This window comes from Pseudomonas sp. IT-P100 (assembly GCF_949767185.1).
Lineage (GTDB): Bacteria > Pseudomonadota > Gammaproteobacteria > Pseudomonadales > Pseudomonadaceae > Aquipseudomonas > Aquipseudomonas fluorescens_B.
Genome location: NZ_CATKQK010000055.1, coordinates 84,487 through 107,507 on the forward strand (window position 1 = coordinate 84,487; position 23,021 = coordinate 107,507).

The 23,021-nt window shown below is 60.7% G+C and carries 28 protein-coding genes and 1 pseudogene; 15 read left to right on the forward strand and 14 right to left on the reverse strand.

Going from position 1 to position 23,021, the window contains the following annotated elements:
• Positions 1-34: 34 nt before the first annotated feature.
• Positions 35-763, reverse strand: coding sequence for a cysteine hydrolase (locus tag ACM6IQ_RS24300; RefSeq protein WP_017339561.1), 729 nt, complete (start codon positions 761-763; stop codon positions 35-37).
• A 152-nt stretch (positions 764-915) separates the two neighbouring features.
• On the opposite strand from ACM6IQ_RS24300, the gene ACM6IQ_RS24305 reads away from it, so the two are divergent.
• From ACM6IQ_RS24305 to ACM6IQ_RS24315, 3 genes are read left to right on the forward strand one after another with little or no spacing between them, the layout of a single operon-like run.
• Positions 916-1,797, forward strand: coding sequence for an AraC family transcriptional regulator (locus tag ACM6IQ_RS24305; RefSeq protein ID WP_414880056.1), 882 nt, complete (start codon positions 916-918; stop codon positions 1,795-1,797).
• A gap of 35 nt (positions 1,798-1,832) precedes the next feature.
• Positions 1,833-2,159, forward strand: coding sequence for an NIPSNAP family protein (locus ACM6IQ_RS24310; RefSeq protein ID WP_017339563.1), 327 nt, complete (start codon positions 1,833-1,835; stop codon positions 2,157-2,159).
• A 40-nt stretch (positions 2,160-2,199) separates the two neighbouring features.
• Positions 2,200-3,636, forward strand: coding sequence for a M15 family metallopeptidase (locus tag ACM6IQ_RS24315; protein ID WP_414880057.1), 1,437 nt, complete (start codon positions 2,200-2,202; stop codon positions 3,634-3,636).
• A 4-nt stretch (positions 3,637-3,640) separates the two neighbouring features.
• Here ACM6IQ_RS24315 and ACM6IQ_RS24320 read toward each other — a convergent pair whose 3' ends face one another.
• Both ACM6IQ_RS24320 and ACM6IQ_RS24325 read right to left on the reverse strand, forming a co-directional pair.
• The gene (locus tag ACM6IQ_RS24320) at positions 3,641-4,099 is read right to left on the reverse strand and encodes a GNAT family N-acetyltransferase (protein ID WP_017339565.1); all 459 of its coding nucleotides are present in this window, start codon (positions 4,097-4,099) and stop codon (positions 3,641-3,643) included.
• Positions 4,000-4,230, reverse strand: a pseudogene (locus tag ACM6IQ_RS24325) (hypothetical protein); the annotation flags it as partial. The gene ACM6IQ_RS24320 and the pseudogene ACM6IQ_RS24325, both read right to left, overlap by 100 nt.
• A gap of 247 nt (positions 4,231-4,477) precedes the next feature.
• On the opposite strand from ACM6IQ_RS24325, the gene ACM6IQ_RS24330 reads away from it, so the two are divergent.
• A complete protein-coding gene (locus tag ACM6IQ_RS24330; protein WP_017339566.1) occupies positions 4,478-4,837 on the forward strand; it encodes a DUF3630 family protein in 360 nt (119 codons plus the stop codon).
• Here the strand turns inward: ACM6IQ_RS24330 and ACM6IQ_RS24335 are convergent.
• Positions 4,834-5,367: a cysteine hydrolase family protein gene (locus ACM6IQ_RS24335; RefSeq protein ID WP_414880058.1), complete on the reverse strand. Its 534-nt coding sequence runs from the start codon at positions 5,365-5,367 to the stop codon at positions 4,834-4,836. The two genes, ACM6IQ_RS24330 and ACM6IQ_RS24335, sit on opposite strands and share 4 nt — an antisense overlap.
• A 69-nt stretch (positions 5,368-5,436) precedes the next feature.
• Entirely contained in the window at positions 5,437-7,164 is a 1,728-nt protein-coding gene (ggt, locus tag ACM6IQ_RS24340; RefSeq protein ID WP_414880059.1) for a gamma-glutamyltransferase, read from the reverse strand.
• 147 nt (positions 7,165-7,311) lie between these two features.
• Here ggt and ACM6IQ_RS24345 point away from each other — a divergent pair, with 147 nt between their 5' ends.
• The gene (locus ACM6IQ_RS24345) at positions 7,312-7,833 is read left to right on the forward strand and encodes a methylated-DNA--[protein]-cysteine S-methyltransferase (RefSeq protein ID WP_017339569.1); all 522 of its coding nucleotides are present in this window, start codon (positions 7,312-7,314) and stop codon (positions 7,831-7,833) included.
• Positions 7,834-7,965: 132 nt separating this feature from the next.
• On the opposite strand, the gene ACM6IQ_RS24350 is transcribed toward ACM6IQ_RS24345, so the two are convergent.
• Positions 7,966-8,556 (reverse strand): NUDIX domain-containing protein, encoded by a 591-nt coding sequence (locus tag ACM6IQ_RS24350; protein WP_414880060.1) that lies wholly within the window; start codon positions 8,554-8,556, stop codon positions 7,966-7,968.
• Between the two features lie 52 nt (positions 8,557-8,608).
• Complete coding sequence (locus tag ACM6IQ_RS24355; protein ID WP_017339571.1) at positions 8,609-9,046, reverse strand: hemerythrin domain-containing protein; 438 nt, start codon at positions 9,044-9,046, stop codon at positions 8,609-8,611.
• A gap of 150 nt (positions 9,047-9,196) precedes the next feature.
• On the opposite strand from ACM6IQ_RS24355, the gene ACM6IQ_RS24360 reads away from it, so the two are divergent.
• Positions 9,197-9,628 carry a GNAT family N-acetyltransferase gene (locus tag ACM6IQ_RS24360; protein WP_414880061.1) on the forward strand — a complete coding sequence of 144 codons (432 nt, stop codon included), beginning with the start codon at positions 9,197-9,199 and terminating at the stop codon, positions 9,626-9,628.
• Positions 9,629-9,682: 54 nt separating this feature from the next.
• Here ACM6IQ_RS24360 and ACM6IQ_RS24365 read toward each other — a convergent pair whose 3' ends face one another.
• Positions 9,683-10,033, reverse strand: coding sequence for a hypothetical protein (locus tag ACM6IQ_RS24365; protein ID WP_414880062.1), 351 nt, complete (start codon positions 10,031-10,033; stop codon positions 9,683-9,685).
• 161 nt (positions 10,034-10,194) lie between these two features.
• On the opposite strand from ACM6IQ_RS24365, the gene ACM6IQ_RS24370 reads away from it, so the two are divergent.
• From ACM6IQ_RS24370 to ACM6IQ_RS24410, 9 genes are all read left to right on the forward strand, one after another.
• Positions 10,195-10,443, forward strand: coding sequence for a hypothetical protein (locus tag ACM6IQ_RS24370; RefSeq protein WP_150582959.1), 249 nt, complete (start codon positions 10,195-10,197; stop codon positions 10,441-10,443).
• A 20-nt stretch (positions 10,444-10,463) separates the two neighbouring features.
• Complete coding sequence (locus tag ACM6IQ_RS24375; protein WP_017339575.1) at positions 10,464-10,793, forward strand: DUF6388 family protein; 330 nt, start codon at positions 10,464-10,466, stop codon at positions 10,791-10,793.
• A 28-nt stretch (positions 10,794-10,821) separates the two neighbouring features.
• Complete coding sequence (locus ACM6IQ_RS24380) at positions 10,822-11,526, forward strand: YoaK family protein (RefSeq protein WP_414880063.1); 705 nt, start codon at positions 10,822-10,824, stop codon at positions 11,524-11,526.
• Positions 11,527-11,652: 126 nt separating this feature from the next.
• Entirely contained in the window at positions 11,653-12,045 is a 393-nt protein-coding gene (tusD, locus tag ACM6IQ_RS24385) for a sulfurtransferase complex subunit TusD (protein WP_031319020.1), read from the forward strand.
• A 1-nt stretch (position 12,046) separates the two neighbouring features.
• Positions 12,047-12,409 (forward strand): sulfurtransferase complex subunit TusC, encoded by a 363-nt coding sequence (gene tusC, locus ACM6IQ_RS24390; protein WP_414880064.1) that lies wholly within the window; start codon positions 12,047-12,049, stop codon positions 12,407-12,409.
• Entirely contained in the window at positions 12,409-12,702 is a 294-nt protein-coding gene (gene tusB / locus ACM6IQ_RS24395) for a sulfurtransferase complex subunit TusB (RefSeq protein ID WP_017339579.1), read from the forward strand. The genes tusC and tusB overlap by 1 nt, the downstream gene beginning before the upstream one ends.
• Positions 12,699-13,034 (forward strand): TusE/DsrC/DsvC family sulfur relay protein, encoded by a 336-nt coding sequence (locus ACM6IQ_RS24400; protein WP_414880065.1) that lies wholly within the window; start codon positions 12,699-12,701, stop codon positions 13,032-13,034. The genes tusB and ACM6IQ_RS24400 overlap by 4 nt, the downstream gene beginning before the upstream one ends.
• A complete protein-coding gene (locus ACM6IQ_RS24405) occupies positions 13,031-14,032 on the forward strand; it encodes a glycosyl transferase family protein (RefSeq protein ID WP_414880066.1) in 1,002 nt (333 codons plus the stop codon). The genes ACM6IQ_RS24400 and ACM6IQ_RS24405 overlap by 4 nt, the downstream gene beginning before the upstream one ends.
• A gap of 90 nt (positions 14,033-14,122) precedes the next feature.
• Complete coding sequence (locus tag ACM6IQ_RS24410) at positions 14,123-15,124, forward strand: glutathione S-transferase family protein (RefSeq protein ID WP_414880067.1); 1,002 nt, start codon at positions 14,123-14,125, stop codon at positions 15,122-15,124.
• 117 nt (positions 15,125-15,241) lie between these two features.
• On the opposite strand, the gene cysG is transcribed toward ACM6IQ_RS24410, so the two are convergent.
• The 6 genes from cysG to ACM6IQ_RS24440 form a co-directional block, all read right to left on the reverse strand.
• Positions 15,242-16,636, reverse strand: a complete 1,395-nt coding sequence (cysG, locus tag ACM6IQ_RS24415) for a siroheme synthase CysG (protein ID WP_017339583.1) — start codon at positions 16,634-16,636, stop codon at positions 15,242-15,244.
• Complete coding sequence (gene serS, locus ACM6IQ_RS24420) at positions 16,637-17,917, reverse strand: serine--tRNA ligase (RefSeq protein WP_414880068.1); 1,281 nt, start codon at positions 17,915-17,917, stop codon at positions 16,637-16,639.
• 15 nt (positions 17,918-17,932) lie between these two features.
• Positions 17,933-18,307: a fluoride efflux transporter CrcB gene (gene crcB, locus ACM6IQ_RS24425; RefSeq protein WP_017339585.1), complete on the reverse strand. Its 375-nt coding sequence runs from the start codon at positions 18,305-18,307 to the stop codon at positions 17,933-17,935.
• On the reverse strand, positions 18,307-19,629 hold the full coding sequence (locus tag ACM6IQ_RS24430; RefSeq protein WP_414880069.1) for a replication-associated recombination protein A: 1,323 nt from the start codon (positions 19,627-19,629) through the stop codon (positions 18,307-18,309). The genes crcB and ACM6IQ_RS24430 overlap by 1 nt, the downstream gene beginning before the upstream one ends.
• A 212-nt stretch (positions 19,630-19,841) precedes the next feature.
• A complete protein-coding gene (gene lolA, locus ACM6IQ_RS24435) occupies positions 19,842-20,465 on the reverse strand; it encodes an outer membrane lipoprotein chaperone LolA (protein WP_414880070.1) in 624 nt (207 codons plus the stop codon).
• Positions 20,466-20,530: 65 nt separating this feature from the next.
• On the reverse strand, positions 20,531-22,939 hold the full coding sequence (locus ACM6IQ_RS24440) for a DNA translocase FtsK (protein WP_017339588.1): 2,409 nt from the start codon (positions 22,937-22,939) through the stop codon (positions 20,531-20,533).
• Positions 22,940-23,021: the final 82 nt, after the last annotated feature.

A 23,021-nucleotide genomic window follows, 5' to 3' on the forward strand; every position in this document is an offset into this window, starting at 1 on the left:
CTCTGTTATTTCATGCCCGATCGCACGGTCTACCTCATGGGTTCCCGCGACCAAGAAACTCAAGCGTCTGCGCCGTGCTCCACAAGGCATTGGCGATGTAGCGATAGTTGATCAACGCCGCCAGATAACCATCGCCTTCAGGGGTTGTCGGGCCGGCCGTCGCGTCCCGAACCACCGCCACTTCGAAACCGAGTTCCAGCAGTTCACGAAGGTGCGACTCGACGCAGAGGTTCGCCGCCATGCCGGCCAGAATGATCTGCGAAACGCCATGTTTGCGCAATTGCAGCGCCAGGTCGTTGGTTTCCGGGCCGTACACCTTGTGCGGTGAAGCGATAAGGGTTTTGCCATCAAGAATGTAGGGTTTGTACTCGGGCATGAAGTCGGCGCCGGAGTTTTCGAAACCGTCGAGGCTCAACGGCCCCTTGCGATCAAACATGCAGATGCTGTGCATGACCTTCTCGAGCGGCCCGCCAAAATGCCAGTCGTGGTCACACGGATAGTAGTAATGCGGGGAAACCGCGACCGTGATGCCGGCACTCTTTGCTGCAGCAAACAGCTGGCCAATGTGCTTGACGGTATCGTGCTCGACAATGCTTTTGCCAAACACGGACCAGCTGACCCCCTCGGGGCTGAGAAAGTCGATTTGCGGATCGATCACCACCAGCGCGGCGCGGCTCAGGTCCAGTTTCATGCCGGGATCCGGCAAGGCCGGTTCCAGCGGGTCTGCGTACGGGGAGGCGATGTGAGGTGAGGGGTTGCTCATGGCAGTAGACTCCAGTCGACAATCAGAAATAACGATATCGCCATGGCGCCCCTGAGGGCCGTTGTCTACCATCGGCGAGAACTTCATCCTATTGCCGCGCACAGCTTCGCTTTTGCCAGGACGTGCAGAGTCTTTACCCGGTCGTCCCTATCATGGATATCCTCTCCGAGTTCTTCGAGCGCACCCATCTCCAGGGCCGGCTGTTCTTCTCCGGCCGGGTCGACGGCACGCTCGTGCTCGACAAACCACCGGGCATGGCGTTCATCCATGTCATCAGCCAGGGCGGTATCGACATGATTCAGCCCGGCCTGCCGAAGATATCGATTGCCGAGCCCAGCGTGCTGTTTTGCCCGAGCAGTTGCCGTTACCGGTTGCGTTCCAGTTCAGCACGGGGCGCCGAGCTGGTCTGCGCCTCTTTCCAGTTCGGACGCAACACGCTCCAGCCCTTCCCCCTTGGCCTCAAGGAAACGCTGGTATTTCCCATCAGCGGCCTGGAAAACATTGCCCCGGTGATCGGCTCGCTGATCGGCGAATTCCAGGATCAGGCACCCGGCAGAACCAAGGCACTCAACCTGTTGCTCGAATACATCTTCGTACTGCTGGTACGCCGCTCCGTCGTCGAGCAAAAGATTTCCAGCGGCCTGCTCTATGCCTTGCAGGACGGGCGCCTTGGCGCAGTGTTCAATCGCATTCAGCAAGAGCCCGAAGCCGCCTGGACCGTGGAAAAACTGGCAGCGCTGGCTCACATGTCCCGCTCGAAATTCTCGGCGTACTTCACCCGGATCATGGAGGTCTCACCGATGGGCTACGTCACCGCGTGGCGAATGAAAGTCGCCCAGGACTTGCTGCGCGACGGTGTACAAATCAAAGTCATCGCTGCATCGGTCGGGTACAGTTCGCAAGCGTCGTTTTCCAGAACCTTCCTGAACGTGGTGGGCTCGCCCCCCGCCGAATGGCTCAAGCGTGATAGCCCTGAGGAGATTCCCCTGGTGGTGGCGCACGTGCAGCAAATCGCGTCGGACGACGCACTTTAAAATCGCTTGATCTTCCAGCCCAAGAGAGCAAAGACATGATCACTTGTTATCTGAAATATGTACTCGATCCCTACCAGATCGCAGCGTTCGAACACTATGGAAAGTTGTGGATTCCCCTCGTTGAAAAATTCGGCGGCCAGCATCACGGCTATTTCCTGCCGTCCGAAGGCGCGAACAATATCGCCATGGCGATGTTCAGCTTTCCAAGCCTTGCCGCGTATGAGCGTTATCGCCAGGACTCGATGAAAGATCCCGAGTGCATCGCGGCGTTCAAGTTCGCCGAAGAGACAAAATGCATCCTCAGTTATGAGCGCAGTTTCTTCAGGCCCGTATTTGGCGATCAGGCGCAGCAACCGGCCTGATGTCGGTCGGCAGTGTGCAGCCCTACCCAGGAGAAATTGCATGGGTTCCTCTTACAAAACCGCACGATCCTGGCTGCAATCTCTGCTGCTCCTGACTATCGTCATTCCCGCCATGACCAGCGCCGAGCCACGGCCCGAACACATGGTCTATCTGCGCACGATCGCCCCCACCATCGAGCAGGACATCCGCTACGCCAGCGCCCACAACTTCACCGGTCATCCACTCGACGGGTACGCCGCCGCCGAGTGTCTGTTGACGCTGGATGCGGCTAAAGCGCTGGCACGGGTGCAGGCGTCATTGCAGGTGCAAGGCTATGGCTTGAAGGTGTTCGACTGTTATCGGCCCAGTCGTGCAGTTGCCGATATGGGCCGCTTCGCTTCCGTTCCTGGCGACCCACGCAAGGCCGAGTTCTACCCACGCGTGGACAAGCAGGATTTCTGGCGCCTGGGGTATGTGGCACGGGTGTCGAACCACTCCCGCGGCTCCACCGTCGACCTGACACTCACCGGCCCGACAGCGATGCCCGCCGCAACCTGGTCATCCTCGGCGACGCAGGTCGATTGCACAGCGCCCTATGCCCAGCGCTGGCACGACGGCGCGCTCGACATGGGCACCGGCTTCGACTGCTTCGATGAGCGGACGCATACCGCCAACCCGACCATCAACGCGACCGCGAAGGACAATCGTCAGCGGCTAAGCCGTGCGATGGAAAAAGAAGGATTTTCCGGGTACTCGAAGGAGTGGTGGCACTTCACTTACACCGGCGCCGGAGCGCCGAACGAGGTCATGGATTTCCCGATTACACCGCTCAGCGCCAGCGAAGCGCTCGACGCCAGCCATCAGCTGATTGTGGTCACCAGCAAAAACTGGGATGACATCCAGGGCACCGCCCAACGCTACGAACGGGACGGCAAAACCTTTCGAAAATCGGGTAATGCGTTTGCGGTCGTGGTCGGCAAAAACGGCATGGCCTGGGGCAAGGGCTTGAGCAGCGATGAGCCAGGCGACGGGCCGGTCAAACGTGAAGGTGACGGCAAAGCGCCGGCCGGGGTATTCAAGCTCGGTACGGCATTTGGCTACGACAACACGACCGAAACGAAACTGCCTTACCTCGCCTTGACGCCGGCCATCGAATGCGTCGACGACAGCCACTCCGCACGCTACAACGAACTGGTCGACGGCTCGAAGATCGCAAAGGACTGGAACAGCGCCGAACGCATGCGCAGCGAGGAAGGCTATCGCAAAGGCATTGTCATCGAGCACAACACACCGGCGTCCCCCGCCTCGGGCTCGTGCATTTTCTTCCACATCTGGCGCAGCCCGACCTCACCGACGGCGGGCTGCACGGCCATGGATCAGGCGGACATTTCCCGTTTGTTCGACTGGCTCGATCCTCGCCAGTCGCCCCTGCTGGTGCAAATGCCCGAGGCGCAATACGAACACTTGCGTGAACGCTGGAATCTCCCGGAACGGTGAGGCATCAGCCTTGCTTCAAATCGAGGCAATAGGTGTAGTAACCCGTTTCGCACACGTAGCCCAATGATTCATACAAGCGTTGTGCGCCGTGATTGTCCGTGGCCGTTTCCAGCGTCATGCCTTTCGCGCCGGTGAGCAACGCGAAGGTCCGCGCGGTGTTCATCAGTTGCGTCCCGACCCCGCGGCCTCGGGCCGCGGGTGCGGTGAACAGGTCGCCGAGCAGCCAGGTGCGATGCGCGTCGATGGAGGAAAACGTCGGGAACAACTGGACGAAACCCAGTGCTTCGCCGGTGGCGTCCTGGGCGAAGAAGATCACCGACTCATCCCGGGCGATGCGCTCGGCGATAAAGTCACGCGATTGCGTCAGGTTTGAGGGTTGGCCGTAGAAACCTCGATAGGCGTCGAACAGGCTGGCAACGTTGTCGAGGTGAGTGGCGTCGGCGCGATGAACCTGGACATCCATGGGAAGGGTCTCCATGAGACAACAGTGGTGTGTCGGGCAATGTCGATAAACGGCGTGACGATGACGCTGTAAACCGTCAGGTATCTGTCGTGATCCTGTTCACCGGTGCCGAACCGGAGGGCTTCGGGTTTAGGCAAGAGCATCCACGACGGGCTCGCCTTCATCCAGGCAAGGTCATTGCCAATCACGCCGTAACCGAGAACGGTTCTTGAGTGTAGTTCCGTTTCCGGGCGCTGCACGTCCCTTTGGAGTGAAGGGCAAGCTTCACGCCGCATAATTCCGTTCACATAGATCCGGGCCCGCGCTTAAGTGAACAGCATCGCCCTCGCCACAAGGTGTGTGGCTGACGTAAAGTCAGGGGACTTTCCGGAGTCCGACATGACCAAACCCGCGCCAACGATCTACCTGTCCGATACATCTGACCGGGCGCTGTTCGATCGGATCGCCGATGAATTGAGGCAAGCACTCGACGGAACGTGGGTTGTACAGGCCAGCGGGCTGGACCAGCGTTATTGGGATCTGGAGGCCGAGGGGCAGGTCATCACGCTGCACCTGGAACATTACCTGGGGATCATGCTGCTGGTGGATGACGCCGATCCCGACTGGGTGGCATCGGAACGCTTTCAGGCGTTGGTGCAGCGGTTGCAAGTGGGTGAGTTGCCGGCGATGGTGCCCTTGGATGCGCCATCGCCGGCAAGCCAGGTTCCTGTGAAAAAACGGTTCTGGCACTGGCGCTAGAACGTGATGGCCGCCGCGGGCGTCGCGTCGATCCGCGTCACCGAGCCGGTCAAATGCGCCAGGTCCTTGTTGTGCTCGGCGATGATGTCTTCGGCGGCGAGGTTTCCATTGTCTACCGTGGAGTGAGCGTCAGCCGCCAGCACCACGTCGTACCCCAGTTTCAGCGCCTGACGCACGGTGGCGTTGACGCAATAATCGGTTTGCAAACCGCAGATGATCAGACGTTCGAAATCCTCCTTCGGCAGCAATTTTTGCAGGTTGGTCTGGTAGAACGAATCCGGCGTGGTCTTGCGTACACGCCAATCCTTGGGCGAGACGTCCAGCCCCTCGGCCAGTTGCCAGCCTTTGGCGTTATGCGCCAGTGGGCTGCCCGCTTCCTCATGCTGGATCAGCACCACCGGAATCCCGGTCTGTCGGGCGCGGGTGCTGAGACCGTTGATGGTGTCGATGACACGCGCAATCTCGAAGCATTTGTACTCGCCAGCACAGAGCGCCTGCTGGACGTCGATGATTAACAGTGCAGTGGACATGATTCCTTCCTTGATCTGTCGGTAAGTCAGGGGACAGAAAGTAAATCCGCCCCCCTGCGAACACAACCCTTAGTAACCCAGCGACAACCCGGTGTTGCGACGCGGATCGTTCGCCCCGTAGAAGCGGTTCTTGCCCACCGGTTTACCGTCCAGCGACGGCGCTCCGACCAGAATCGCCGCGATATGGTTGGCATCCTGCGGCCCGGCGAACTTATGTCCCCAGCTTTCAAGCAGCTTCACGGTGTCCGGGCTGGTGGTGAAGGTTTCCAGGTTGGTCTCTTCCGGCAACCACTGCTGATGGAAACGCGGCGCATCCACCGCTTCCTGGATGTTCATGCCGTAGTCGATCACGTTGAGGATGGTCAGCAAGGTCGCGGTGATAATGCGGCTGCCACCCGGCGTGCCGACCACCATTACGACTTTGCCATCCTTGGTGACAATGGTCGGGCTCATGGACGACAGCGGCGCCTTGCCCGGCGCGATGGCGTTGGCCTCGCCCTGCACCAGGCCGTACATGTTCGGCACGCCGATTTTCGAGGTGAAGTCGTCCATTTCATCGTTGAGGATGACCCCGGTCTTGCTGGCCATGACGCCAGCGCCGAACCAGTCGTTCAAGGTGTAGGTCACCGAGACCGCGTTGCCCCATTTGTCGACGATCGAATAATGGGTGGTGTTGCTGCCTTCATGGGGCGCGACGCCGGGTTTGAGCTCGCGGGACACACCGGCCTTTTGCGGATTGATGGCGGCACGGATTTTGGTCGCGTAGTTTTTATCCAGCAAATGGGCGATCGGGTTTTTCACGAAATCCGGGTCGCCGAGGTAGCTGTTGCGGTCGACATACGCGTGGCGCATGGCTTCGATCTGGTAGTGCATGCCCTGCGCCGAGTGGTAGCCCAGGTCCTTCATCGGGTAACCGTCGAGGATGTTCATGATCTCGCAGATCACTACGCCGCCGGAGCTTGGCGGCGGTGCCGAGACCACGTGGTAGCCACGGTAATCACACTCGATGGGCGCCAGTTCGCGGGTCTTGTATTTGTCGAGATCGGCTTGGGTGATGATGCCCTTGTTGGCCTGGCTGGAAGTGACGATCGCGTCAGCCACCCACCCCTTGTAGAAGCCGTCGGCCCCCTTCTCGGAGATTTCCCGCAGGGTCTTGCCCAGGTCTTTTTGAACGAGTTTCTGCCCGACTTGCATCGGCTCGCCGTTGCTCAGGAAGATCGAGCCGGAATCCTTGATGTCCTTCTTGAACACGTCGGTGGCGTACTCCAGCAAATCGACATCGCCCTGCTCCAGTGTGAAACCGTCTTCAGCGAGCTTGATGGCCGGGGCGATCACTTCCTTGCGCGGTTTGGTGCCGTACTTGCTCAGCGCCAGCTCCATGCCGGATACCGTGCCCGGCACGCCTACGGCGAGGTGGCCACGGGTGCTGAGATCCGGCACGACATTGCCCTCTTTGTCGAGGTACATATCGGCAGTGGCGGCCAGCGGGGCTTTTTCGCGGAAGTCGAGGAAGGTCTTGCGCCCGTCCGCCAGTTGAATGGTCATGAAACCGCCGCCACCCAGGTTCCCCGCCGCGGGATACACCACCGCCAGCGCATACCCGACCGCGACCGCGGCATCGACGGCGTTGCCACCGTTCTTGAGCACATCCACACCCACGTGGCTGGCCAGGTGCTGGGCGGTGACCACCATGCCGTTTTCGGCGGCGACAGGCGCGACGGAGGCCGCGTGGGCCATCAGGCAACTGAGCGCCAAGGAGGTCGCGATGAGCGATTTGGCAAAAGGTTCGAACTTCATGAGTCGGTCTCTTTTTGTTTTTAGGGTCGGTAAAAAACAGAGAAAACGTGTCAAGAGCAGTACGCAGTATGGCTGGGATTGCGTATTGCGCCTCCCCAACGAGGCAGTATGCTTGTCCCCTGTTCACCCGTTTTGGAGTTCGTCGGCATGACGTTTACCTTCACCACCCTGGCCTCTCCGGTCGGCGAATTGAAGCTGGTCGCGAACGGTGCAAGACTCGCGGCCATCCTCTGGGAAAACGACAAACCGAACCGTGTGCGGCTTGGCCCGCTCAGCGAAGCTCCGGACAACCCGATCCTGGTTCGCGCCCGGCAGCAGTTGACGGAATACTTTGCCGGCACACGAAATCGCTTCGACCTGGAACTGGATTTCACCGGGACTGATTTTCAAAAGAAGGTGTGGCAAGCGCTGTTGACCATTCCCTTCGGCGAAACGCGCAGCTATAGCCAGATTGCCGAGCAGATCGGCAACCCGAGCGCGGTTCGCGCGGTGGGTGCGGCGAATGGCAAGAACCCGATCTCGATTGTTGCGCCGTGTCATCGGGTGATTGGCGCCTCGGGGAAACTGACGGGGTTTGCGGGTGGGCTTGAGGCGAAGGAATTGTTGCTGACGCTGGAGGGATGCGAGTGGTCGGGCGCCAACAGGATGGGCGATTTATTTTCGAATTAACGCCCGCTCCTTTGTGGCGAGGGAGCTTGCTCCCGCTCCAGTGCGCAGCACTGGCAAAATCCTGGATAAGACTGAAGATTTTGGGGCCGCTTCGCAGCCCGGCGCCAGCGAGCTCGCCACAGGGAGGATGACTCACGCCGAGAAGATGTTTTTCATCGCCGCATGCTGCAACAGCATGATGGTCTTCGCATCGCAGATTTCGCCACGATAAAACGCCTCGAGCGCCGCCTCGAACGACCACTCCAGCACTTCCAGCTCTTCGGTCTCTTCCTCCAGCCCGCCACCCTCGCCGACTTTCGATGAAGCGTCGTATTCGGCGATGAAGAAGTGCAGTTTTTCAGTCACCGAGCCCGGGCTCATGTAGGCCTCAAAGACCTTCTGCACATGGTGCACGCGGTATCCGGTTTCCTCTTCCGCTTCATCGCGTATGCGCGAATCCGGCGCGGCACCTTCAAGCAACCCCGCCGCCACTTCGATCAGCAAACCGTCGTGACCGTTGACGAACACCGGCAAGCGGAACTGCCGGGTCAGTACGACGGTTTTTTTCTCTCGGTTGAACAGCAGAATCGCCGCGCCATTGCCACGGTCGTAGACCTCGCGGGTCTGGCGCTGCCATTCGCCATTGTTGCGCTGGTAATCAAAGGTGATTTTCTTCAGCAAATACCAGTCGTGGGACAGCACCTGGGACTCGATGATGTTGACCCGTTCGGCTGTGTTCGGCATGACAAGGCGTCCTTAAATCGTCAGAAGACGCCCATCTTAGACGAAAAGACCTTCATGACAGTTGAGCCTTGTATTCCCTCTCATATTGCCCGGCGAGCGTTTCCTTCTGCTTGTCGTCGAGCAACTTGCCGGCCATCTGGAAGAACTTCTGCTCTTCCTCTTTCAAGTGGTGATGGACCTTCTCGGAGAGTTTCTTCGCGGTCGCCAGCCAGGCAGGGCTCGACATCTCGGTCTCGTCGAGCTCTTCCATCATTTCGTCCATCTCGTGGTGTTCGGAAATCGCATGGCGGCTGAGGTCGACACCGTTGTCGAATTCCATCAACGGCATATAGAAATGCCGCTCTTCAGCGGTTTCATGGGCCTGGAGTTCGGACTTGAGCTGTTTGTACGCTTCGACGCGTTCCGGGGTGTCGCCGCTGGTCTTGATCAGTGCATCGGCGTAGGTGCGTTGGCGGTCATGGCTTTCGCGCAAGGCTTCAAAAATGTTCAAGGCAGGTGGCCCTCATCGGTTGCGTTCTGGAATGACGCTGTAAAGGCTAGACATCTGCGCGCTGGCGACGGTTCCTCTGTTCGTCGGGGGGATAGAACAAACGTCGCGACCCGGATACGCTCGTGCCTCACTGCCATAAGGATGTAGCCAATGACATTAAGCATCGAACTGTTGCAAAACCCGACACTGGAAGATCGCGAGGCGATCCTTGCACCGTTGCGCGCCTACAACGTCGCGCAAGCGGGTGACGGCAAGGCGCAACCGCTGGCCTTGATGGTTCGCGATGACCAGGGTGAAACCCTGGGCGGACTGTATGGCCGGTTTTTCTATCAGTGGTTGTTTATCGAATTGCTCTCGGTGCCAGAACAGGGCCGGGGACAAGGCATAGGCTCCAGGCTGATGCAGATGGCCGAAGACCTGGCGCGGGAGAAGGAGTGCGTGGGGATCTGGCTGGACACCTTCGATTTTCAGGCGCCGGAGTTTTACAAGAAGCTCGGGTATAGCGAGTTGGGCCAGATCGCTGATTACCCGCCGGGGCACAAGCGGTTCTTCTTTCAGAAGCGCCTGATTAACAACGCCTAACCTGTAGGAGCCGGTTTGCTGGCTCCTACAAAGGGTATTGCGGTGTTCAGTAAATCAGAGGCAAGTCGCCAGTGCCGCCAACCGGCGCTTGGCGACAAAATCGTCATGCCGGGCGTAATAACTCAACGTCGTACCCGAGGCATCCGCGGTGATGTCCACAAAGGATTCCGCCGAACGCGTGTAAACAGTCGACCCGCCCTTCTTGCCCGGCTGCAGGTACGCGCCCGCATCGACGCCGAACACCGCTTCGTCCTGCCAGGAAAACTGCACGCACTGGGCAACGACCTTTTCCGGCTTGTCCGACGTCAGGGTTTTGTACGGGGCTCCGGTGCGGGCTTCGTTCATTGCCGAACCGGCACATCCCGCCAGCAACGTTGCGGCCAGCGCCACCATCAGAATTCGCATTGCATGTGCTCATCAAGAAAAAGCGGACTGTATCACCGTGGGCAGGCGTATCGTTCTGCTTTACTTCATTTATACCGCGACACCGCGCAACGATTCGCGCACCCTGTCGCGCCAAACGCCGTATCGCCCCTATTTCCGGGCCTATTTTTTCTGGAACGTCCATGACACCCAACGCCGAGTTTTACAAACCGACCGCTGAATACGCCGACAAGCTGATCAGCCAGATCGGTCAGACGCCTTCCTGGATCGCCAAGCGAATCGGCGTCACCGACAAGCGGATCCGTTACATCCTCGATGGCGAACGCACCGTGAAGGGCGAAACCACGCCGATCCAGATGACCTACCCGGAGCAGTGGGCCCTCGAATGCCTGGCCGCTGCGGCCAAGGCCAGCAAGAAGCAGTCTTCGTAACCCATTCTCAAGGAGCGACCATGGCGGCAACCGAACAGCAACACGAGCAGGCGCTGAGGAAGTTTCTCGATGAGCGCCCCGAGCTGCGCCACGAACTCGACAACCTCAACCCGCTGCTGGCCCAGGCCAAGGGTGAAACAGCGGCGCAATTTCGCGACGAACGCTTGCATGAAGCGTTCGAAGCCGAGGCCGAGCGCCTGGGCTTGTTCGCCTGGGAGCTGACGCTGCAACTGACGGCCGCGACGGCCGAGGATTATCAGGCCCAACGCATGGAAGTGCACAAGGAAGTAGCGGAAATGGCAGGGATGGACTGGCGGGACTATTGCGAGTTATATGGATTGAATCCGTAACCGTCACCGATCAAGGATCCCGCCACCGATGCTGCCTTCGTCCTCCACAACCCGCGCCAGTCCGGGGCACCTGCACACCCAGAAATGGCGCGGGCGTATCGGCCTGTCGCTGGTCGCCGCACTCTCCGTACTCGCCGGCATGACCGACGCCATCGGCTTCATGGCCAGCGGCGACTTCGTCTCCTTCATGAGCGGCAACACCACTCGCCTGGCCGTGGCGATCAGCGACGGCGACATGGGCCTGACGTTGCGCCTGCTGCTGCTCGTGGGGACGTTCATCCTCGGTAATGCCTTGGGCATTGTGGTCAGTCGTGTGGGCGGGCGTCGGGCGCTGCCGTTATTGCTGTGCATCGCCATGCTGTTGTGTGCGGCCGCGGCCTGGCCCTATGACGAACAACTGCCGGCGCTGCTGGCAGCGATCATCGCCATGGGCATGCTCAATGCGGCCGTCGAAGAAGTGAACGGTCTGCCGGTGGGGCTGACCTATGTCACCGGCGCCTTGTCGCGCTTCGGCCGCGGCCTGGGACGCTGGATGCTCGGCGAGCGGCGCAACGGATGGCGGGTGCAACTGATCCCCTGGACCGGCATGTTTGCCGGCGCAGTGCTCGGTGCCGTGCTGGAACAGCATCTCGGGCTCCAGGCGCTGTTTGTCAGCGGATTGCTGGCGGGTGCGCTGGGGGCGCTGTCGTTGAAGGTTCCGCGGCGCTGGCAGTTGGGGTATATGCCGCGTTGACCCTGTATCGACTGTTCGGGCCTCATCGCGGGCTTGCCCGCGACGAGGCCCGCATAGACAACATCGATTTAGCCGCACCCGCGATAAAGCTTTATCATGGCCGCAGTTTTGCTGATCGAGTCCGTCATGAAGTTCGCCATCGCGCTGTTTTCCGCCGCCCATGCGCCCTCCTCGCGCCGCGCCTTGCTGTTCGCCCAGGCTGCGCTGGCCGGTGGGCATGAAATTGTCCGGCTGTTTTTCTATCAGGACGGTGTGTACAACGCTTCCAGCAGCGTGGTCACGCCGCAGGATGAGCTGGATTTGCCCAAGCAATGGCGCGCCTTCGTCACCGAGCACCAGCTGGACGGCGTGGTCTGCATCGCCGCCGCCCTGCGCCGTGGCGTGTTGAACGAAGAAGAAGCCGGGCGCTATCAGCGCGAGGCCATTGCCGTCGGCGCGCCGTGGGAGTTGTCCGGGCTCGGCCAGTTGCATGACGCGGTGCAGGATGCCGACCGCCTGATCTGCTTCGGAGGTGCGTGACATGCCTAAATCCCTGCTGATCATCAGTCGTCAGGCACCGTGGTCCGGGCCGAGCGCGCGGGAAGCGCTGGACATCGTGCTGGCCGGCGGCGCGTTCGACCTGCCGATCGGCCTGCTGTTTCTCGATGACGGCGTGTTCCAGCTCGCCGCGAAACAGGACGCCAGGGCCCTGCAACAGAAAGACCTGAGCGCCAACCTGCAGGCGTTGCCAATGTTCGGCGTCGAAGACCTCTTCGTCTGTGGCGACAGCGCCGCTGAACGCGGTCTGGACCCGACCGGTCTGGCTCTCGAAGAAGCCCAGGTGCTGAGCACCCACGACATCACCGCCCTCATTGACCGTTACGACCAGGTGATCACCCTCTGATGTCGACTTTGCATGTGTTGTCTCATTCCCCGTTCGGCGACGATCGCCTGACCAGTTGCCTGCGCGTGATCGGTGCAAACGATGCGCTGCTGCTGACCGGCGACGCGGTGTACGCGTTGCAGCCGGGCACCGTACCCTGCGACGCGCTGAACGCTCGCCACCCGACGCTGTTCGTGCTGGCCGAAGATGCCCGGGCGCGCGCGCTGGACATTCCTGACACCGCCAAGGCCATCGACTATCCAGCTTTCGTCGAACTGTCGATTCACTACGACAAGGTCAACAGTTGGCTATGAATTCACTGACCGTCGGCGCCCGCGCCATCGAGCTGGACAAGGATGGATTCCTGGTTGAATTGAGCGACTGGTCCGCTGAAGTAGCCCGTGCCCTCGCCGCCGCCGAAGACATCGAGTTGAGCCCTGACCATTGGGAAATCCTCGAACTGCTGCGCAGCTTCTACGCCGAATTCCAGCTGTCCCCGGCGACGCGCCCGCTGATCAAATACACCGCGTTGAAGCTCGGCCCGGAAAAAGGCAACAGCCTGCACCTGAACCGACTGTTCAAAGGCACCCCTGCCAAACTCGCCGCGAAACTGGCGGGCCTGCCCAAACCGACGAATTGCTTATGACCGACTACCCAGCGCTGACCCTCGAAACGCCCGCCGAACACCCCTTCGCCCAGTTCGTGCGGATCCTCGGCAAAGGCAAGCGCGGCGCCCGCGACCTGACCCGAGAGGAAGCACGCGAAGCCATGGGCATGGTGCTCGACGACAAGGTCGAAGACACTCAGCTCGGTGCATTTCTGATGCTGTTGCGGCACAAGGAAGAAAGTGCCGAGGAAATGGCCGGGTTCACCGAAGCCTTGCGTGATCGTTTGCAGGCACCGGCATTGAATGTCGATCTGGACTGGCCGACCTACGCCGGCAAGAAGCGTCATCTGCCGTGGTATCTGCTGGCGGCCAAGTGCCTGGCGCAGAACGGCGTGCGGATTTTCATGCACGGCGGTGGCGCGCACACCGCCGGGCGGCTGTACAGCGAGCAATTGCTGGACGAGTTGAACATCCCGCTGTGCCGCAACTGGCAGCAGGTCGGATCGGCCCTCGACAACGGCGGCCTCGCATTCATGCCGCTGGTGGATTGGGCACCGCAACTGCAACGCATGATCGACCTGCGCAACACCCTCGGCCTGCGTTCGCCGATCCATTCCCTGGCGCGCATTCTCAATCCGTTGCGCGCTCGATGTGGCCTGCAAAGCATTTTCCACCCCGGCTATCAGGCGGTGCACCGTGATGCCAGCGGCTTGCTCGGCGACACGGCGATCGTGGTCAAGGGCGATGGCGGCGAGATCGAGATCAACCCTGACGCCGACAGCCACTTGTATGGCACCACCGGCGGCGAGAGCTGGGATGAAGAATGGCCACAGCTGTCGAGCCAGCGCCACGTCAAACCCGCCTCGCTCGACCGCGGACATTTGAAAGCCGTATGGCGTGGCGACGTGGTCGACAGCTACCCGCAAATGGCGCTGATCGCGACCATGGCCCTCGCCTTGCGCGGCCTCGGCCAGACGCGCGAGCAAGCCTTCGAAACCGCCCAGCAGTATTGGGACGCTCGGGACAGATCGATTTAACCGATCATAACCCTCCAACCTTTGCGCTTTTTTATCGAACCTATCCGAATAGACTCCTCTCCAACGCTTATCGGTTGAGGAGTCTTGAACATGGGTTTGTTAGTTGAAGGTCGCTGGCGTGACCAGTGGTACGAAAGCAGCAAGGACGGCGCATTCCAGCGTGAACAGGCGCAGCGGCGCAACTGGCTGACCGCCGACGGCAAACCCGGCCCGACCGGTGTCGGTGGCTTTGCGGCAGAAGCGGGTCGTTATCACTTGTACGTGTCCCTCGCCTGTCCGTGGGCCCATCGCACGTTGATCCTGCGCAAACTCAAAGGCCTCGAAAGCCTGATCGACGTGTCCGTGGTCAGCTGGCTGATGCTGGAAAACGGCTGGACCTTCGACCAGCATTTTGGCTCGACTGGCGACAAGCTCGATCACCTCGACTTCATGCACCAACGTTACACCGCCGATACCGCCGACTATACCGGGCGCGTCACCGTGCCGGTGCTCTGGGACAAACAGCAGAATCGCATCGTCAACAACGAGTCGGCGGAGATTATCCGCATGTTCAATGGCGCGTTCGATGAGTTGACCGGCAATGACCTGGACTTTTACCCGGCGCCGCTACGGGGCGAGATCGATGCACTGAACGAACGGATTTATCCGGCGGTGAACAACGGTGTGTACCGCGCCGGGTTTGCCACATCGCAAAAGGCTTATGAAGAAGCGTTCGCTGAGGTGTTTGCCGAGCTGGATCGGCTGGAAGCGTTGTTAGGCGCTAATCGTTATCTGGTAGGCGAATACCTGACCGAAGCGGACATTCGGCTGTTCACCACGCTGATTCGCTTTGATGCGGTGTACTACGGACATTTCAAGTGCAACCTGCGGCGGATTGCCGATTACCCGAACCTGTCGAATTGGCTGCGCGAGATTTATCAGTGGCCGGGGATTGCCGAGACGGTGGATTTTACCCACATCAAGAACCACTACTACGGCAGCCACAAGACCATCAACCCGACGGGTATCGTGCCGAAAGGGCCGGAGCAGGATTTCAGCGCGGCCCATGATCGGGCACGGTTGAGCGGGAAAGGGGTTTGGCGCAAGGCCTGAGGTTTGTGCAATTTTAGAGGCCCCTAATCGCTAGCAGGCTAGCTCCCACACTGGATCTGTGTCGCTCACAAATCCCCTGTGGGAGCTAGCCTGCTGGCGATGCGACCGACCCGGTGTTCAGACCTGCGCCTGAGCCCCTTCAAACCACGCCAGTTTCTCGCGCAGCTGCACCACTTCCCCAACAATCACCAGCGTCGGTGCATGCACTTCATGCTCCGCCACCAGCCGTGGAAGATCGGCCAGGGTGCCGGTAAACACCCGCTGATTGACCGTGGTGCCCTGCTGGATCAACGCCGCCGGGGTATCCGCCCCGCGACCATGCTTGATCAACTGCTCGCAGATGATCGGCAAGCCCACCAGCCCCATGTAAAACACCAGGGTTTGCGCCGGTGCGACCAGATCGGCCCATGGCAAATCGGTGGAGCCGTCCTTCAAGTGGCCGGTGACGAACCGCACCGACTGCGCGTAATCGCGGTGGGTCAGCGGAATCCCGGCATACGCCGCGCAACCGCTGGCCGCCGTGATTCCCGGCACGACCTGGAACGGGATGCCATGGGCCGCCAGCTCTTCGATCTCTTCACCGCCGCGCCCGAAAATAAACGGATCCCCGCCCTTCAACCGCACGACGCGCTTGCCCTGCTTGGCCAGGTCCACCAATTGCTGGTTGATCTGATCCTGAGGCACCGCGTGATCGGCGCGACGCTTGCCGACGTACACCCGCTCGGCATCGCGACGGCACAAATCGAGAATCGCCGGCGCCACCAAACGGTCATACAGCACCACATCGGCTTGCTGCATCAGGCGCAAGGCGCGGAAGGTCAGCAGGTCGGGATCACCCGGCCCTGCACCGACCAGATACACCTCACCGGTTTTTGTCGGCGGCTCGCCAGCGATTTTCGCCAGCAGCAAACGCTCGGCTTCAGCGCCCTGCCCGGCCAGTTGCCGATCGGCGATCGGGCCCTGAAACACATCTTCCCAGAACGCCCGACGCTGCTGCACATCCGGAAGCAGGCCTTTGACCTGGTTGCGGAAACGCGCGGCCAGACCGGCCAATTGCCCGTAGGTGGAAGGAATCCAGGTTTCGATTTTCGCCCGGATCAGCCGCGCCAGTACCGGCGCATCGCCGCCGCTGGAGATGGCAACAATCAGCGGCGACCGGTCGACAATCGCCGGAAAAATCACGCTGCACAAGGCCGGCGCATCCACCACGTTGACCGGCACGCAGCGCCGGTGAGCATCGGCAGAGACTTGCGCGTTCAGCGGTTCGTCATCGGTGGCGGCAATGATCAGCCCGCAACCGTCCAGATCCGCCTCGACGTAACCGCGCAGCAAGCACTCGCCACCGCTGCCGGTCACCAGTTCACGCAGTTGCGGTTCGATTTCAGGTGCGACCACCCGCAGCAGCGCACCGGCATCGGCCAGCAGGCGGGATTTGCGCAAGGCAATCTCCCCCCCGCCGACGACCAACACACGACTGCCGCGAAGGTTGTGAAACAGCGGCAGATAGTCCATTTAGCCGATGACCTCGAGGCCACCCATGTACGGTTTCAGCACTTCAGGCACACGGATCGAGCCGTCGGCCTGCTGGTAGTTTTCCAGCACCGCCACCAGCGTACGACCGACTGCCAGACCGGAACCGTTCAGGGTGTGAACCAGTTCAGGCTTGCCGGTTTCCGGGTTGCGGAAACGCGCTTGCATACGACGGGCCTGGAAATCGCCGCAGTTGGAGCACGACGAAATCTCGCGGTATTTGTCCTGGCTCGGAATCCACACTTCCAGGTCGTAGGTCTTGACCGCACTGAAGCCCATGTCGCCGGTGCACAGTGCCAGGGTGCGATAAGGCAGCTCCAGCAGTTGCAGGACTTTCTCGGCGTTGGCAGTCAGGCCTTCCAGCGCTTCCATCGATGTCGAAGGCTCGACGATCTGGACCATCTCGACCTTGTCGAACTGGTGCTGACGAATCATGCCGCGGGTATCGCGACCCGATGCGCCGGCTTCGCTACGGAAGCACGGGGTGTGGGCGACAAACTTGATCGGCAGCAGCTTCGAATCGACGATCTCGCCGGCGACGATGTTGGTCAGCGACACTTCAGCGGTCGGGATCAGGTACAGATCGGCTTCGCCTTCGCGGGTGATCTTGAACAGGTCTTCTTCGAATTTCGGCAACTGGCCAGTGCCTTGCAGCGCCGGCGCCTGGACCAGATAAGGCGTGTAAGCCTCTTCGTAACCGTGTTCGCTGGTGTGCAGGTTGATCATGAACTGCGCCAGGGCGCGGTGCAGACGGGCGATCGGGCCACGCAGCAAGGCGAAACGCGCGCCGGACAGCTTGGCGGCGGTTTCAAAGTCCAGCCAGCCGAACTTCTCGCCCAGGGCGACGTGGTCCAGGACCGGGAAATCGAATGCGGTCGGGGTGCCCCAGCGGCGCACTTCGACGTTGCCGTCTTCGTCATCACCGATCGGCACGGACTCGTGCGGCAGGTTAGGAATGCCGAGCAGGATCGAATCCAGTTCGGTCTGGATCCCGTCCAGCTCGACTTTACCGGCGCTCAATTCATTCGCCATGCGCTCGACGTCCGCCATCAACGGCGCGATGTCTTCGCCGCGCTGCTTGGCCTGACCGATGGATTTGGAGCGCGCATTACGTTCAGCCTGCAGTGCTTCGGTGCGGGTCTGGACGGTCTTGCGCTGTTCTTCCAGCGCTTCGATGCGCGCAACATCCAGCGTATAGCCACGGGAAGCCAGGCGGTCCGCTACGTCCTGAAGGTTGCTACGTAACAGTTTGGAATCGAGCATGTCGGTCTCTCGTTATCAAAGTTTGGTCAAGGACAGGCCAGCCCAGGTGGCGAGCAGCCCGCCGAATACGCTGATGGCAGCATAGCCCAGCGCCAGTGGCACTTGCCCGCTTTCCAGCAGGCGCACCGTATCCAGTGAAAAGGATGAAAAAGTCGTCAGCCCCCCGAGGAAACCGACAATCAGCCCGGCGCGCACTTCGAAAGGCACTTCCGGGCGAATCAAAAACAGACCGTATAGAACGCCGATCAGCAAACAGCCGACGATATTAACGGCCAGCGTCGCGGTATAGAAGTGCCGCGGCCAATTAGCGTTGACCCAATTACCGGCGGCAAAGCGCAACAGTGTGCCGGCGACACCGCCGACGGAAACCGCAACGATCAATGGAAGCACTATTTTCTCCTTTGCCGGGGGCTGAGACGGTCCAGTTGCGCAAGGTGATTGAGCTTTTCGCCGATCTTCAGCTCCAGGCCACGGGGCACCGGCTGATAGAACGGTTGTGGTTCAAGCTCTTCGGGGAAGTAATCTTCGCCGGCGGCGTAGGCGTCCGGTTCATCGTGGGCATATCGATATTCATCGCCGTAACCGAGTTGCTTCATCAGCTTGGTCGGCGCGTTGCGCAGGTGCAACGGCACTTCGAGCGAGCCATGTTCGGTGGCGCTGCGCATGGCCGCCTTGAAGCCCATGTACACCGCGTTGCTTTTCGGCGCACAAGCCAGGTAAGTGATGGCCTGGGCCACCGCCAGTTCGCCTTCCGGACTGCCGAGGCGCTCCTGCACTTCCCACGCCGCCAGGCACAGGCTCAGGGCGCGGGGGTCGGCATTGCCGATGTCTTCGCTGGCCATGCGCACCACGCGCCGGGCGAGGTACAGCGGATCGCAACCGCCGTCGATCATCCGCGCGAACCAGTACAACGCGCCATCGGGATTGGAGCCGCGTACCGATTTATGCAGCGCGGAAATCTGGTCGTAGAACGCTTCGCCGCCCTTGTCGAACCGCCGACGGGTGTCGCCGAGCAGGCTTTGCAGCAGATCGACGCCGATTTCACTGTTGTCTTCGGCGAGATCCGAGGCGTTTTCCAACAGATTGAGCAGGCGCCGGCCATCACCATCGGCGGCAGACAACAGCATCTGGAAACCTTCATCGCTGAGGGTCAGTTGCCGTTTGCCCAGGCCACGCTCTTCGGTCAGCGCGCGGTGCACCAGCTTGCGCAGGGCTGCTTCGTCGAGGCTTTTGAGCACATAGACACGGGCTCGGGAGAGCAACGCATTGTTGAGCTCGAATGAGGGGTTTTCCGTGGTCGCGCCGATGAAAATCAGCGTGCCGTCTTCAACGTACGGCAGAAACGCATCCTGCTGCGACTTGTTGAAACGATGCACTTCATCGACGAACAGGATGGTGCGCTTGCCATACTGTCCGGCTTGCTGCTTGGCGATTTCCACCGCCTGGCGGATTTCCTTCACACCAGCCAGGACTGCCGAGACCGTTTCGAAGTGCGCATCCGAGACTTCCGCGAGCAGCCGCGCCAGCGTGGTTTTACCCACGCCCGGCGGCCCCCAGAAAATCATCGAGTGCAGGGCACCCTGCTCGAGCGCTTCGCGCAATGGCTTGCCGCGAGCGAGCACGTGTTCCTGACCGACGTACTCATCCAGATTGGCCGCGCGCAAACGGGCGGCCAAGGGCTGGGAGATCGGGGCGCTGCGAAACAGGTCCATCACGTACGTTTAAAACCTCGGTTAAGTACAACGCTCTCAAGCCTGCCGGAAACCTGTGGCGAGGGGATTTATCCCCGTTCGGCTGCGCAGCAGTCGCGAAATCATTGCATGCAGTATTCCTGATACACCGCACTGGCAGATCTGGGGCCGCTTCGCGGCCCAACGGGGATAAATCCCCTCGCCACAAAGGCTGACCCCGCAGGCTCTGCGTTTTACTCTTGAATGACGTCCGCACCTTTAGGAATGTCGAACTTGAATTTCGACGCAGGGATCGGCTCGTTGGCCTTCACGCCGGTAAACAGGATGTTGGTGCGCTGACCGACGCTGTCGATCAGTTGCATGTCATTGACCAGGCCATTGCGGAACGACAGGCGCAGGCTGTCGAACAGGGTGTCCTTGGTTTTCGGCTTCAAGGTGAAGTCGATCACGCCGCCGGCTTCCTTGGCGCTGATGGCGAAGCTCTCGCTGATCTTGGACACATCACCGGACAGCAGCAACGCCGGCGTCTGGCTCAGGCGCAGGTCGAGGGTCTTGATGGTGGCCTGCTCCAGGTCCGGATCCCACAGCGTCACCTTCTTGCCGTCGGAAACCACGACCTGCTCGGCGGGCGCATCGGTATGCCAGTAAAACAGGCCCGGGCGCTGCAGAGACATTTCACCGGCCGTTTCCTGCAATTGCGTGCCGCTGCCATCGAGGGTCAGCTGCGAGAAACGCGCGGTCAGGGTCTGGGATTTTTCCAGCAGTTGGGTCAGACGCGTCACGTCCTTGTCGTCGGCGTGGGCCGAGAGCGTGGTCAAAGCCAGAACCGGCAGCAACAGCATGCGGATAAGACGCATGGGAGTCCTCATAACATTCGTGGGAGTTCGGGCGGCGCGTTACCGCGCCATCCTTTCAAATCAAATCAGTCGCGTACCGGGCCAGGGGCCAGGACTTCACGCGAGCCGTTGGTGTTCATGGATGTCACGACCCCGGCCATTTCCATGGCTTCGATCATGCGTGCGGCGCGGTTGTAGCCGATTTTCAGCTTGCGCTGAACCGCGGAGATCGACGCGCGACGGCTTTCCAGCACGAACTGCACCGCTTCGTCGTACAGCGCATCGGTTTCGGCATCGTCATCACCGCCGCCACCGCCATTCTCAAAGCCGCTGCCGGCCTCTTCGACACCCGCCAGGATCTCGTCGTTGTATTCCGGCGCACCGCGCAGTTTCCAGGCTTCAACCACCCGGTGAACCTCGTCATCGGACACGAACGCACCGTGAACCCGAATCGGCAGACTGGTGCCTGGCGGCATGTAGAGCATGTCACCGTGGCCCAACAGTTGCTCGGCGCCGCCCTGGTCGATGATGGTTCGCGAGTCGATTTTGCTCGACACCTGGAACGCCATGCGCGTCGGGATGTTCGCCTTGATCAGACCGGTGATCACGTCAACCGACGGACGCTGGGTCGCGAGGATCAAGTGGATACCGGCCGCACGGGCCTTCTGGGCGATACGGGCAATGAGCTCTTCAACCTTCTTGCCGACGATCATCATCATGTCGGCAAACTCGTCGACGACCACAACGATGGTCGGCAGTTTGGTCAGCAGCGGCGCTTCGTCGTGAATGCTTTCGCGCTTGTACAAAGGATCGGTCAGCGGCGTTCCGGCGTCCTGGGCTTCCTTGACCTTGGCGTTGAAGCCCGACAGGTTGCGCACGCCCATCTTCGCCATCAGTTTGTAGCGACGCTCCATCTCCGCCACGCTCCAGCGCAGGGCGTTGGCCGCGTCCTTCATGTCGGTCACGACCGGGCACAGCAGGTGCGGAATGCCTTCGTAGATCGACAGCTCGAGCATTTTCGGGTCGATCATGATCAGCTTGGCGTCTTCCGGGCCGGACTTGAACAGGATCGACAGGATCATCGCGTTCACACCCACCGATTTACCGGAACCGGTCGTACCGGCCACCAGTAGGTGCGGCATTTTCGCCAGGTCGGTGATGACCGGCTTGCCGCCGATGTCGTGGCCCAGGGCCAGGGTCACCGGGGATTTGAAGTTGTCGTACTCAGGGGTCGACAGCACTTCGGAGAAGCGCACAATCTGCCGGTCTTCGTTCGGAATCTCGATACCGACGGTGGTCTTGCCCGGAATCACTTCCACCACCCGCACGCTGGTCACGGCCAGGGAACGGGCGAGGTCTTTCGCCAGGTTGGCGATACGGCTGACCTTGACCCCGGCCGCAGGCTGGATTTCGTAACGGGTAATCACCGGCCCCGGGTGAATCGAATCCACCGAGACTTCGACACCGAATTCCTTGAGCTTGATTTCCAGCAAATGGCCGACGGCGGCCAGGGACTCAGGCGAGTAATTGAGTTGTTTCTTTTCTGCGGGATCGAGAATCGAGATCGGCGGCAAGGTGCCTTCGACGGCACTGTCGACGAACAGCGGCGCCTGTTTCTCTTTTTCCACGCGTTTGCTCGGCGCGGCGGGTTTCGGCGGCGCAGGGGCAATCACGGGCGGCACCTGCTTCTCGCGGTCCGACATGTGCTTGCTCAGGGCCTGCTCGCGCTCGATCAGGCGTTCCTTGACCTTGGCCTGCTCGCGCTTGTCGGTAACGGTCGGCGCGACCACGTCATGCACGCGATCGTCGACTTCACGCAACTGTGCCACCAGTTGCTTGCGTTCGACACGGGCGGCCCACCAGCGATTGGCCGCGCCCTGGAACAGTTCGAACAGGTCGAGGGTGATCTTGCCGGTGACGTCCATCACCTTGAACCACGACAGGTCGGTGAACACCGTCAGGCCGAACAGGAACAGGGCGATGAACAGCAACGTGCTGCCCTGAATGTTCAGCGCGTTCCTGGCCAGGTCGCCAAGGCTTTCACCCAGCGCACCGCCCGCACCGGCCGGCAGACCGGTCGCGGCGTGGAAATGGATGTGCGCGAGCGCAGCGCCCGACAGCACCAGGAACACCAGACCGATCAGGCGCCAGGAGAACAGCCAGCCGCTCCACTGCCACGGCTCGTGGCGTTGACGGAAGATCTGCCACGCCTTGATCGCCAGCAACAACGGGAAGATATAAGCGAAGTAACCCAGCACCATGAACAGGATGTCGGCGCTGTAGGAGCCGACCGGGCCGCCGAAGTTCTGAACATCGTCGATCTTGCTGTTATGGCTCCAGCCCGGATCGTCCTTGCCGTAAGTCAACAAGGCCATCATCAGGAACAGGCACAAGCCGCCGATGGCGATCAATGCACCTTCCTTGAGTCGGTAGTGCAAATGCTGGCGCCAAAGCGGAACGACGGCTGGTTTAGGTGCTGCGGTGGATTTCTTCAAAACGCTTCTTTTCCTGCGCCTTTGGCGCGTCCATCTGTTGAATGACTATAAAAAACTGCCCAATCCAGGCAGGTAAAAAAGT